This window comes from Streptosporangium sp. NPDC002524 (assembly GCF_040295985.1).
GTDB lineage: Bacteria > Actinomycetota > Actinomycetes > Streptosporangiales > Streptosporangiaceae > Streptosporangium.
Map to the genome: position 1 here is coordinate 141,165 of NZ_JBEOWK010000018.1, position 12,479 is coordinate 153,643.

The window sequence follows — 12,479 nt, forward strand, 5'->3', positions numbered from 1 at the left end:
TGTGCCTGCCACGACGGCAATTGCACCAGGTGATCGCTTCGACCGCCAGGGGCTCAGTGCTCTCGGCGGTCGGAACCGTACCAGGACATGTTCTGATCCTGACCGGGGCCCACCCTCTCTCTATCCGGGGTTTCCTCATCCGTGACCTGACCTGGGCGTTGTTCGGGCTTGTAGATCGCCGTGGGGTCTATCGGCTGCGAGTCCCAGGTCCTGGCGGCGGGCGCGGGACCGCTCAGCGGGTCGCCCTGGTAGGCGTTCGGGTCGAACCGGAGCGTCGCCTCCGACTGGGGGTCCCACTGGTGGGACTGCGCCTGGGACGGGGCCTGGGACTGGGCCTGGTACGGCGGCGTCTGCGAACCCTGGGAGGGCGGGGAGGACGGGGAGGGCTGGGGAACCTGCGGGTTCTGCGGGTTCTGCGGGTTCTGCGCGGGCTGGGGGTGCTGGGAGTGCTGGGGATTCTGCGGGTGCCCGAACGGGCTCTCGTAGCTCGCGGAGCCGTACTCGGAGACGCGCGGCTGGGACTCGGTGCCGCCCTGCTGGGCCTGCTGCTGGTAGCTCTCCGCCTGCTGGTAAGCCTGGGCCATCTGCTGGGACCTGAGGTCCACCGGGTCGGGCGCGGGGTAGGACGGGCCCTGCTCGGCCTGGCGTCCGAACTCCGCGCCGGAGTAACCGCTGAACGGCTGGCCGTAGTTCTCCGGGGGCTGCGGGAAGGACTGCGGCTGCTGGCCGTCGAACGGCGGGCGCGGCCGGTCGTCGAGCGGCTGTCCCTGGCGCCCGTCGGCGGGCGGGTAGGGCGCGGGGGCCTGCTGCTCGGGCTGGTGACCGTACCCGGACGACTGCTCCTGCTGCCCGAAGCCCTGGTCCTGCTGCCTGCCGAAGCCCTGGGGCTCGGACCGCTGGTAGCCCAGCGGGTCGGCCTGGGGGTCGGTCTGCGGGTAGCCCTGCGGCTCCGGCTGCTGGTACCCCTGCTGCTCGGGCTGCCGCCGGGAACCCGACGGCTCCTGCCCGTACGACGGGGAAGCCGGGGATACCGGCGAGATCGGGGATACCGGGGAGGTCGGAGGCCCGGCCTGCTGGCCGAAGAGCGGGTCGAACTGCCCGGAGGACGCGCCCTGCCCGTAGTCGGCCTGCTGCCGGTCAGAGCGCTGGCCGTACGAGGAGTCGGTCTGCCCGTACGACGTGGATTCCGAGTACTGGGAGTAGCTCGGGAGCTGGGGGCTGGAGTGCCGCCCGGAGCTCGACGACTGCGGCTCCTGCCCGTACGCGGGAGAGGCCGGGGAAGCCTGGGAGACCGGAGCCGCCAGGGGAACCGGAGAGGCCGGGGAGACCGGAGCGGCTGGGGAGGTCGGAGGCTCGGCCTGCTGGCCGAAGCCCTGCGACTCCGGCTGCCCGTAGGACGAGTCGGGCTGCCCGTACGACTCCTGCCCGTACGACGAGGAGTCGGGGAACTGGGGGTAGCTCGGCAGCCGGGGTTCCGTCTGGGCCTGCGGCTCCACGGGGGCGGCGTAGACCGGCGGGTCGTAGGCCGCGGCCGGCGGGTCGTACGGCTTCGCCGGGGCCGGGGGCTGGACGTCCGCCGCGACGTACGGGCTCGGCGTGTAGCCCGAGGCCGGATCCGCGGGCTGCGACGGCTGCGGATAGCCCTGTCCCTGTCCCTGTCCCTGTCCCTGGGGTTCCGGCTGCGGGTAGGAGTCGGCCTGGGGGGCGTACGGCTGGTTCTCGGCGGGCGGCGCGTAGGGGGCCTGGGCGTACCCGTCACCGGCCTGCGGCCCGGGGGACGCCTGCGGGACGGGCTGCGCGTGGGAGGGCGCCTGCCGGCCGTACCCCTCCGGAGCCCCGGCGGAGCTGTGGGAGGGCGCGGGCGGAAGCGCGGGGCGGTTGTACGGGGGCTGCGGGGCCGGAACGGGCGGAGCCTCCTGCGGGTAACCCTGGCCGTTCCGCGGCCCCTGGTCCTGCGGATGACCGTGACCACCCTGCGGGCCTTGGGGACCCTGGTCCTGCGGGTAGCCGTGACCACCCTGCGGACCGGGACCCTGCGGACCCTGGAGACCGGGACCCTGCGGGCCCTGCGGCCCCTGGGGGTGGACGCCGCCCTGGGGGTGGGGGTACGCGCCCTGAGGACCCTGCGGTCCCTGCGGACCCTGGGGGTGCTCCTGGAAAGGGGCCTGTCCCTGCGCGGGAACGGGCGGCCGGCCGTAGGCGTCGTACCGCTGGTCCTGCCGGTGCTCCGGGGAGCGGCCGAAGCCGCCGTCCTCGCGGAAGGCGTCGGCGCGCGAGCCCGCGGGGACCGCCTTCGGCAGCACGTACAGCAGCGCGACCGCGGCCAGCGCGAGGGCGGGCAGGTTGACGAGGAGGAACTCGACCTTCCTCAGGAAACCCTCGCCCCCGCCGAACAACCCGCTGACCAGGCCGATCAGGCCGAACAGCACGGAGAGCCCGAGCGTGCCGGCCACCACGAGGGCCATCGCCTTCAGCCGCTGGATCACCGGGCCGAGGTTGGTCGCCAGCAGCACTCCGCCGACGAGCAACGCGGGGACGAGCGGCGAGGTGAGCCGTCCCAGGGAGTCAGCCGCGCGCTCGGCGAAGGACGACGATCCGCCCCCCACCAGCAGGCGTTCGATGCCGACGAGAACGCTCGTGGACGCGACGGCGACCATGAGCCACGCCGCCGGTTCACGGAGCCGGACTGCCTCGACATTGATCACAACTACCCCCATAGGGTCTTTAGGTAAACCCGGGTCAGTTTTGCACATGGCTGACTTTGTTGCCGGTGGTCCCAGGAAGCCCACCAGTCCCATAAGTACTCCATTACACCCTATAAGCCCACATTTCGGGCGGCCAATCAGGCGATCCGGCCAGGGCGCCCCCCTCCCGTAACGATCATGAAAAGACTACTGCGGACCGCCCGCCGACACCCCGCCGACAGGCTCGGTGACCTAGTGGAACACTGGACGCCATGCGCATCGTGTCCCTCGCCGGCGGCATCGGCGGCGCCCGTTTCCTGCGGGGCCTCCTCACCACGGCCCCCGATTCCGAGATCACCGTCATCGGCAACACCGGTGACGACATCAGCCTCTACGGCCTGCGGGTCTGCCCCGACCTCGACACCGTGATGTACACGCTGGGCGGCGGCATCGACGAGGAGCAGGGCTGGGGGCGGCGGCAGGAGTCGCACGTCGTCAAGGAGGAGCTGGCCGCCTACGGCGCCGAACCGCAGTGGTTCGGCCTCGGCGACCGCGACTTCGCCACCCACATCGTCCGCACCCAGATGCTCGACGCCGGATATCCCCTGTCCGCGGTCACCGAGGCGCTGTGCGCCCGCTGGCGGCCGGGCGTGCGCCTGATCCCGATGAGCGACGACAGGACCGAGACCCACGTGGTCATCTCCGACGAGCGGGGCCGCCGCGCCGTCCACTTCCAGGAGTGGTGGGTGCGGCTGCGCGCCTCGGTCCCGGCCGAGCAGATCATCCTGGTCGGCGCCGACCAGGCCTCCCCCGCCCCCGGCGTGCTGGAGGCCGTCGCCGACGCCGACGCGGTCATCCTCCCGCCGTCCAACCCGGTCGTCAGCATCGGCACGATCCTGCAGATCAAGGGCATCCGCGAGGCCCTGGAGGGCAAGACCGTCGTCGGCGTCTCGCCCATCGTCGGCGGCGCCCCCGTCCGGGGCATGGCCGACGCCTGCCTGACCGCGATCGGCGTGGAGACCACCGCGCAGGCGGTCCTCGAACTGTACGGATCGCCGCTGGTGAACGGCTGGCTGGTCGCGGAGGAGGACGCCGGGGTGGCCCTCGGCGGCGTCGAGGTCGAGGCCCGCCCGCTGATCATGCACGACGTCGAGTCCGCCGCCGCCATCGCCCGCGCCGCCCTGGACATGGCCGTGCGGCTCGCGGGCCGGAACGCCGCGCCCTCGGCACCGTACGGGGAGGGCGCGCGATGAGCAGGCTCAGGCGCGGGCTGGAGGAGCCCGCCGACGTGAGGCTGGAGATCTTCCCCGTCCCCGGCATCCCCGAGGTGCGCGAGGGCGACGACGTCGGGGAGCTGATCGCCACCGCCATGCCCGACCTGCGCGACGGCGACATCCTCGTGGTCACCTCGAAGATCTCCAGCAAGGCCGAGGGCCGGGTGCTGCGCGGCGTGAGCCGCGCCGAGGCCGTCGGCGCGGAGACGAGGCGGGTCGTCGCCCGCAGGGGTGAGACCGTGATCGCCGAGACGGCGCACGGGTTCGTCATGGCCGCCGCCGGGGTCGACGCCTCCAACACCCGCCCCGGCACGGTCGTCCTGCTGCCCGCCGACCCGGACGCCTCCGCCTCGGCCGTACGGGCGCGCGTCAAAGAGCTGCTGGGCGTGTCGGTCGGGGTGGTCGTCTCCGACACCTTCGGCCGCCCGTGGCGCAACGGCCAGACCGACATGGCCGTCGGCCTCGCGGGGGTGACCCCCGCGCTCGACTACCGGGGCATGTCCGACGACCACGGCAACGCGCTGGAGGTCACCCTGACCGCGGTCGCCGACGAGTTCGCCGCCGCCGCCGACCTGGTCAAGGGAAAGGTCGCGCAGACCCCGGTGGCGGTGATCAGGGGCCTGGCGGAGTACACCACCGAGGACGACGGGCCGGGGGTCGGCGAGCTGCTCCGCCCGTCCGCCGACGACATGTTCCGGTACGGCTCGCGCGACGTGGTCTTCGCCCGCAGGACCGTCCGCGAGTTCTCCGCGGAGCCCGTGGACGGCGCCCTGGTCCGCAGGGCGGTCGACGCCGCGATCGCCGCGCCCGCCCCGCACCACACCACCCCGTGGCGGTTCGTCCTGCTGGAGTCCGCCGGGACCCGCGAGAAGCTGCTCGACGCCATGCGGGAGGCCTGGATCGCCGACCTGCGGGGGGACGGCTTCTCCGAGGAGTCGATCGTCAAGCGGGTCAGGCGGGGCGACGTGCTGCGCGCGGCCCCGTACCTGGCGGTGCCCTGCCTGGTGACGGACGGCTCGCACACCTACCGGGACGACCGGCGCAACGCGGCCGAGCGGGAGATGTTCGTGGTCGCGACCGGCGCGGGGGTGCAGAACTTCCTGGTCCAGCTCGCGGTGGAGGGCCTGGGCTCGGCCTGGGTGTCGTCCACGATGTTCTGCCGCGACGTGGTCCGCGAGGTCCTCGACCTGCCCGCGGGCTGGGACCCGATGGGCGCCGTCGCCATCGGCCACCCCGCCGCCCCGCCCAGGGACCGCGCCCCCAGGCGGGCGGCGGACTTCATCGTCGTCCGCTAGGACTTCCCGTCGTCCCCGTCGTCCTCGTCGTCCTCGTCGTCCTCGTCGTCCTCGTCGTCCTCGTCGTCCTCGTCGTCACCGGCGCCTGTCCGGACCGGTCCGGACGGGCGACCCGGTCCCGTCGGGGCCGGGCCTCCCGTCGGACCGGATCAGATCCCCGTGCGGACCTGTGCGGACCTGTGCGGACCCGGCCGGAGCTCGGCCGGAGCCCGGTCCCGGCCGGGCCGGATCCTCGCCCGGAGCTGTTCGGCTCCGGTCGGAGCCCGGTCCCGGGGCGGGTCTCCCCGTTCGGACCTGCGCAGACCCGTTCGGACCTGCGCAGACCCGTTCGGAGCCGGGCCCCGGCCGGGATCAGCTCTCCTCGCCCCCGTCGAGTTCCATCGCCCGGTTGATGTCGACGAGCGAGTCCTCGTAGCGGCCGAGGGCGCGCAGGACCTCGCCCCTGCGGATGTAGGCCCAGGTGTACTCGGGGTCGATCTCGATCGCCCTGCTGAGGTCGGCCACCGACTCCTCGTTCCGCCCGAGCTCGTGCATGACCGCCCCGCGGCTCGCGAGGGCGCGGTCGTTGTCGGGCTCCAGCTGGAGGGCGTGGTTCAGGTCTCCGAGCGCCTCCTCGAACGCGTCCATCATGCGGTGCGTCTCCCCGCGCGAAACGAGCGCCCAGACGTTGTTCGGCTCCATGCTCAGGGCGTGGGAGAAGTCCGTGATCGCGTCCGCGTAGCGGTCCATCTGGTAGTACAGGTCGCCGCGGGCGTTGTACAGGTCGGCGTCCTCGGGAGCGACCGTTATCGCCCGCATCAGGTCGGTCTCCGCGTCGTCGTACCGTTCGAGCCCGCGCAGCAGCCTCGCCCTGTCGCTGAGCAGCCAGACCTGGTCCGGGGTCAGCTCGATCGCGCGGTCGAAGTCGGCCAGGGCCTCGGCGGGCCGCCCGAGCCCCGCGTACGCCTGACCACGGCTGCCGATCGCGAACGCGTACCCGGGGTCGATCCCGATCGCGCGGTCGAAGTCGGCGACGGCCTCCTCGAACCGCCCCATCCTCCGGTACAGCTCACCCCGGTTGGCCCACGCGATGTCGTCGCCGGGATTGAGCCCGAGCACCTCGGTCAGGTCCGCGGCCGCCTCCTCGAAGCGCTCCATCTCCGTGTAGGTCTTGGCACGCTCGATGAGCAGCCTCCGCCGCTGCCCGCCGCCCCCTGAACTCGCCTCACTCACACGCCCAGCCCTCTCTCTAGATCACCCAGCGATCGTAGGCGGTATGCCCCGATAAGGCACCACGATTTCATCATGTCCGCCTGGTCGCGGGCGAGATGGGCGACGCTCAGGCGGGGGTGCGGCAGGTGGGGTGGCACAGCCGCCTGGCGAGGGCGGACAGGAAGACGTCGATGATCTCCTCCGGACCCTGGGCGACGTGCAGGGAGCCGTTGGTGACGGAGGTGACCTGGGTGAGGGCGGCGCGGTCGAGGTCGGTGCCGAAGGCGAGGACGACGACCTGGACCGGCGCCTCGGGGTCCCACTCGTCGCGCAGCGCCCGTACCAGATCGGCGCCCGAGACCCCCCTGCCGTCGTCCTTCCCCGCCGTGATGACGACCAGGGTGTTGTTCATCTCCTCGTCGTAGACCTCGGTCATCTCCCGGAACCCGGCGAGGATCGAGTCGTACAGGGCGCTGGGCTCCTTGGATGAGGCGCGCAGGGTGCGGGTCAGCTCCTCCAGTCGGCCGCGCCGGACGACCTGCCCGCCGTCGGGCTCGACGACCGGGCCGACGCGCACCCGCTCGCGCTGGTCGGGGCCCTTGGCCGAGGAGAAGTCCCACAGGCCCATGTGGGTGGAGTCGGGGAAGAGCTGCAGGCCGAGCCTGGCGGCCTCCAGTGCGACGGCGAGCCTGGTCCTCCCCTTCCGTCCCCTGATCGGCTCCGCCATGTGCCTGCCGGTGTCGGCCATGACCAGGATGTTGGTCGGCGGGGCGAGCCTGCTCCACGCCTCCAGCGCCTCGTCGATCATGGCGGGCAGGATGGTCGGGCGGGTGCGGGGCGCCTCGGTGGGGATCCCGGGTCCGGGTGAGTACGGGCCCAGGGAGCCGTCCGCCGAGCGGAAACCCGCCCTGCGGGCCCCCTCCTGGGTCTCCGCGGAGCGCAGCCAGGCGGCGAAGGCCCGCGACCCGCCCGCCTTCGCCTCGTCGGAGGAGGTGACCACGTACGGGTAGTCGAGGTTGATCGTCCCCTCGCGGGGGTGCAGGGCGACCACCGGGTCGTCGGACGGCAGGCGGTTGTGCGCCCACACCGCCGACTCCGGCACGATCACCACCGGCCGCTTCCAGAAGGAACGGTCGTCGACGGTGGCGAGCATGCTCCTGTAGTCGGGCGCCGACCCCGCCTGCGCCCAGCGGACGAACGCGGTGAGCGCCCGGTCGGCCTCGGGGCCGCTGCCGACCACGTCCCTGGCCGCGGCCACGGTGGCGATCCCGGCCCCCGCGAGCGACGGGTCGGGGACGCGGACCATGTCGGGCTCGTTCTCGTTCGGCTGGATCCGGCCGCGGGTGGTCGCGGGGAAGACCATCCGCCAGTTCATGTCGGTCCTGCCCAGGGCGAAGCGCCGGGCGAGGGACTTGCGGGTGGCGAAGACGAGGGGCGAGGTCGCCACGACGGTCTCGGTCCCGGCCAGGTCCGCGGCGCCCTGCTTGCGGGCGAGGCGGAGCCAGGCCGAGGAGTCGGAGATCCAGCCGTCGGGGCGGCTGCTGAGCACCCCCGCGGTGCCGCCCAGCAGGGTCCGCAGCACGGTGGCGGGCGGCTGCTCGGTCACCTGCACGAGCACGCACCGGCCGTCGACGCCCGTCCGGCTCCGGTTGAACCGCCCCGCCGCCTCCATCACGGTCGGGGCGATGTCGACGGCCGCGGCGACGCCGACCAGCACCGGGTCGCGGGCCGAGCACGAGTTCCCCACCCGGCCGGACACCAGGGCGGCACCGCCCGCCAGGGCGACCGCGATCGCGACCGCCGCCAGCGACAGGCGCAGGCGGGCCTGCCGCCGGCGCCGCGCGATGCCCGCGGCCACCCGGTGTCGACCGGAGGAGGACAAACCCGTACCTCTCCCTACATACGCCTACAAGGGAATGATGATTGTGCCCACGAACCTCTCACGAAAGACGGCCGGACGTAGAACTCGTTATAACTTCGCCGACGGCTCCAGGGAGAGCAGCGGGAGGGCGTTGGGGCGGACGCTGCGGCAGACGCCGTCGCTCGCCCTGGCCGCGGCCACCCGCTCGGCGTCCGGCACGCCGTAGGAGGTGGTCCGCTGCCGGACCGGCCTCCCGGCCGGGGCGACCATGGCCTCGATCTCGCTGATCGTCTTGAACGAGCCGTTCTCCGACCCGGCCATCCTGCTGATCGTCTCCTCCATCAGCGTGCCGCCGAGGTCGTTCACCCCGCCCAGCAGCACCTCGCGGCAGAGCCCGTCCTGGAGCTTCACCCACGAGCACTGGATGTTGGCGATCGCGCCGTGCAGCAGCACGCGGGCGAGCGCGTGCACGGCCCGGTTCTCCCGTGCCGTCGGCCCGGGGCGGGCGATCCCCGCCAGGTAGATGGGCGCGCTGTGGTGCACGAACGGCAGCAGCACGAACTCGGAGAACCCGCCGGTCTCCTCCTGGATGCGGCGGATCAGCCGGATGTGCTGCACCCAGTGCGCGTGGTTGTCGACGTGGCCGTACATCATCGTGGAGGTCGTCGGGATGCCCACCCGGTGCGCGGTGGAGATCACCTCGACCCACTCCCTGGTCGGGAGCTTGCCCTTGGTCAGCACCCAGCGGACGTCGTCGTCGAGGATCTCGGCCGCTGTGCCCGGGAGCGAGTCGACGCCCGCCTCCCGTGCGGCGACCAGCCAGTCCTCGATGGACAGGTTGGTACGGCTGGCGCCGTTGATGACCTCCATCGGCGAGAACGCGTGGACGTGCATCTCCGGCACCCTGGCCTTCACCGCCTTGGCGATGTCGAAGTACGCGGTGCCGGGCATGTCGGGGTGGATGCCGCCCTGCATGCACACCTCGGTCGCCCCGGCCTGCCACCCCTCCCAGGCGCGGTCGGCGACCTGCTCCAGCGACAGGGTGTAGGCGTCGGCGTCGGTACGGCGCTGCGCGAAGGCGCAGAAGCGGCAGCCGGTGTAGCAGACGTTGGTGAAGTTGATGTTCCGGTTCACCACGTAGGTGACGTCGTCTCCGGCCGCCTCCCTGCGCAGGCCGTCGGCGATCCGGCAGAGCTCGTCCAGCGCGGCGTCGTCGGCGCCCACGCCGTTCTGGTCCCCGGCGAGGTCCAGCAGGACGAGCGCCTGGTCGTCGCTGAGCCCCGCCGGGTCGCTCTCGGCCTGCCTCAGCGCCTCCCGCACGTCGCCCCGCACGATCGAGGAGGCGGCGGGCAGGCGCTCCCTGAGCGCGTCCCAGTCGCCGTACACGTTGTCGAAGTCGTCGCGGCGGTCGGCGCTGCGGCCCTCGGTGTCGACGGCCGTGTGCAGGTCGACGCGTCCCACGGAGACGAAACCGCCGTCCGGCTCCTGCCAGGGGCGGCCGGTCAGGACCGCGTCCTCGCGGGCGAGCCCGGTCTCCGGGTCCGCCAGGGCGGCCACGTGCGCGTTCAGCCTCGGGTCGAGCCAGGGCTCCCCGGCCAGCACGAACTCGGGGTAGATGGTGAGCCGCTCGCGCAGCGCGAACCCGGCGGCGGCCGTACGGGCGGCGAGGTCGTCGATCTGCGGCCAGGGGCGCTCGGGGTTGACGTGGTCGGGCGTGAGCGGCGAGACGCCGCCCCAGTCGTCGATGCCCGCCCTGATCATCAGCTCGTACTCGGAGTCGACCAGGTTCGGCGGGGCCTGCACCCGCATCTTCGGCCCCAGCACCAGCCGGGTCACCGCGATGGCGGCGGCCAGCTCCTGCAGGTCGGCGTCGGGCATGCCGCGCATCGCGGTGTCGGGCTTGGCGCGGAAGTTCTGGACGATGATCTCCTGGATGCCGCCGTACTCGCGCGCCACCCTGCGCAGCGCGAACAGCGACTCGGCGCGGTCCTCGACCGTCTCCCCGATGCCGATGAGGATGCCGCTGGTGAACGGCACGTTCGTCCGCCCGGCGTCCTCCAGCACGCGCAGCCGCACGGCGGGGTCCTTGTCGGGCGAGCCGTGGTGCGCCTGCCCCTTCTCCTCGAAGAGCCGCCGCGAGGTGGTCTCCAGCATCATGCCCATGGAGGGCGCGACCGGCTTGAGCCGCTGCAGGTCCTGCCAGGTCATCACGCCCGGGTTCAGGTGCGGCAGCAGCCCGGTCTCCTCCAGCACCCGCACGGCCATCGCGCGGACGTAGGACAGCGTGTCGTCGTAGCCGTGCGCGTCCAGCCACTCGCGGGCCTGGTGCCAGCGGTCCTCCGGCCGGTCGCCCAGGGTGAACAGCGCCTCCTTGCACCCCAGCGCCGCCCCCTGCCTGGCGATCTCCAGCACCTCGTCGGGGCTCAGGAACATGCTTTCCAGCTTGTGCGGGGCGGTGGCGAACGTGCAGTATCCGCAGCGGTCGCGGCAGAGGCGTGTCAGGGGGATGAAGACCTTGCGGCTGTAGGTGATGATCCCTTGCCGTCCGACCGCCTCCAGGCCCGCGTCCCTCACCCTCCCCGCGTGGTCGAGGAGGGTTTCCAGATGTTCGTCCCGCGCGTGCAGCAGGACGGTGGCTTCGGCGGTATCGAGAGCTTTGCCGTCGCGGGCCCTGGCCAGAGCCCGGCGCATCGCGTTGTCGGTGGGGTTAGCGCTCATGACGGCACAGTACGGCGCGACACGAACCCGCGGGGCGGCGGGTGCCCTCTCGCGGGGCTGCGCCCCATACGTGAGCGCCTTTCACGGCCCCTGTCCCCACATACGCGGGTGCCCTCTCGCGGACCCGCCCTCCATACGTGAGCCCCCTCTCGCGGACCCTGTCCCCACATACGCGGGCGCCCTCCCACGGCCCCTCCCCATACGTGAGCGCTATCCCCCTGACCCCTTCCCGTGCCGGACGGCGAGTACCGGGCCGGGGGCTCGACACTTCAGATCTCCTTAAGCATGCGGTCAAGCAAGTCTCGATAGACGTAAATACTTGCAGATGCATAAATTAGAGACATCAGCCGGAGCCCCCCGCACCAGCGGGAAACCCCTCCGGACCACCCCGAGGCGATCCCCTCGGACCCCGTCCCCCAGGAGCCGAAAATGATCTGGTTTCTCATCGTCCTCGTCGCCGTCGCCGTCCTCGCCCCGCTGATCGGCGCCGACACGCGCGACAGCCTCGACTGGCATCGCGACGAACCCGCTCCCGACGAGGGGGCGCTCAGAACGACCGGTAGTCGCGCACGGGCATTCTCGGCCCGTGAGCGGGTGGCCGCACACCGCCCAACCCCAGCAGCCGGCTGACCCGGTGCCGATGCCCCCGGTAGGGAGCGAGCAGCCGCAGCATCCGCGCGTCGTCCACCCGCTCACCGCTGAGCGACCAGCCGACCAGCGACGGCAGGTGGAAGTCGCCCACCGAGACGGCGTCCGCGTCGCCGTGCGCGCGCTGGCGCACCTCGGCGGACGTCCACACCCCGATCCCGGGCAGCGCCCTCAGCAGCCGGTCCGCGTCGGCGCTGCCCTCGATCGCCTCCAGCTTCCCCGCGTGCCGGGCGGCGTTCGCGATCGTACGGGCCCGCACCGCCTCCGCCCCCGCGCGGTGCCAGTCCCACGAGGGGATCGACCGCCACACCTCGGGCTCGGGGAAGACCCTCATCCCCTCGGGCGCGGGACCCGGCGCGGGCTCGCCGTAGCGGCCCAGCAGCCACCGCCACGCCCGCCACGCCTCGGTGGAGACCACCTTCTGCTCCAGTACGGCCGGGACCAGCGCCTCGAACACCCGCGACGTCCTGCCGATCCTGAGCCCCGGATAGCGTCTCGCCGCGTTCCTTAGAACCTCGTGCCCGGGAACGAACCCCGACATGTCATCACCGGCGCCGAGCAGCGCGGGAAGCGTCTCCAGCATCCACTCCGCCCCCGGCCCCCACGCCGTGGCGGCCACCCCGCCGTCCAGCGGGGCCACGCGCAGCGTCCCCGGCCCGTCGGGCGTACGCGAGGTCCGCCAGAAGGCCCCGCCGGGCGCCGGCCTCAGGGTGGGGTCGCCGGTCCCGCGCCGGTGCGGGTCGAGCGCCAGCGTCAGGTCGACCGGCCACGGCGGGCACCACTCACGTCGCCTCACGAAGGTGCCCGC

7 protein-coding genes are annotated in these 12,479 nt (G+C 72.8%); 2 read left to right on the forward strand and 5 right to left on the reverse strand.

Annotated elements, in window-relative coordinates; genetic code table 11:
- Window positions 1–53: 53 nt before the first annotated feature.
- Window positions 54–2,705 carry a hypothetical protein gene (locus ABT053_RS29040; RefSeq protein ID WP_350973102.1) on the reverse strand — a complete coding sequence of 884 codons (2,652 nt, stop codon included), beginning with the start codon at window positions 2,703–2,705 and terminating at the stop codon, window positions 54–56.
- Between the two features lie 251 nt (window positions 2,706–2,956).
- Between ABT053_RS29040 and cofD the strand changes: the two genes are divergently transcribed.
- On the forward strand, window positions 2,957–3,937 hold the full coding sequence (gene cofD, locus ABT053_RS29045; RefSeq protein WP_350973103.1) for a 2-phospho-L-lactate transferase: 981 nt from the start codon (window positions 2,957–2,959) through the stop codon (window positions 3,935–3,937).
- A complete protein-coding gene (locus ABT053_RS29050; RefSeq protein WP_350973104.1) occupies window positions 3,934–5,253 on the forward strand; it encodes a coenzyme F420-0:L-glutamate ligase in 1,320 nt (439 codons plus the stop codon). Before cofD ends, ABT053_RS29050 begins: the two co-directional genes overlap by 4 nt.
- Window positions 5,254–5,604: 351 nt before the next feature.
- Here ABT053_RS29050 and ABT053_RS29055 read toward each other — a convergent pair whose 3' ends face one another.
- The 4 genes from ABT053_RS29055 to ABT053_RS29070 all read right to left on the reverse strand — a co-directional run bounded on the left by ABT053_RS29055 (window position 5,605) and on the right by ABT053_RS29070 (window position 12,467).
- A complete protein-coding gene (locus tag ABT053_RS29055) occupies window positions 5,605–6,465 on the reverse strand; it encodes a tetratricopeptide repeat protein (RefSeq protein WP_350973106.1) in 861 nt (286 codons plus the stop codon).
- Window positions 6,466–6,571: 106 nt separating this feature from the next.
- Window positions 6,572–8,326, reverse strand: coding sequence for a substrate-binding and VWA domain-containing protein (locus ABT053_RS29060; protein WP_350973108.1), 1,755 nt, complete (start codon window positions 8,324–8,326; stop codon window positions 6,572–6,574).
- A gap of 87 nt (window positions 8,327–8,413) precedes the next feature.
- Window positions 8,414–11,023: a bifunctional FO biosynthesis protein CofGH gene (locus ABT053_RS29065; protein WP_350973110.1), complete on the reverse strand. Its 2,610-nt coding sequence runs from the start codon at window positions 11,021–11,023 to the stop codon at window positions 8,414–8,416.
- A 547-nt stretch (window positions 11,024–11,570) separates the two neighbouring features.
- Window positions 11,571–12,467, reverse strand: coding sequence for a DNA-3-methyladenine glycosylase family protein (locus tag ABT053_RS29070; RefSeq protein WP_350973112.1), 897 nt, complete (start codon window positions 12,465–12,467; stop codon window positions 11,571–11,573).
- Between the last annotated feature and the right edge of the window lie 12 nt (window positions 12,468–12,479).

Bases quoted from the DNA above. Each gene is read 5' to 3' on its own strand.
- ABT053_RS29050 (WP_350973104.1), top strand. From the start codon at position 3,934: ATGAGCAGGCTCAGGCGCGGGCTGGAGGAGCCCGCCGACGTGAGGCTG.
- ABT053_RS29065 (WP_350973110.1), bottom strand. From the start codon at position 11,023: ATGAGCGCTAACCCCACCGACAACGCGATGCGCCGGGCTCTGGCCAGG.
- cofD (WP_350973103.1), top strand. From the start codon at position 2,957: ATGCGCATCGTGTCCCTCGCCGGCGGCATCGGCGGCGCCCGTTTCCTG.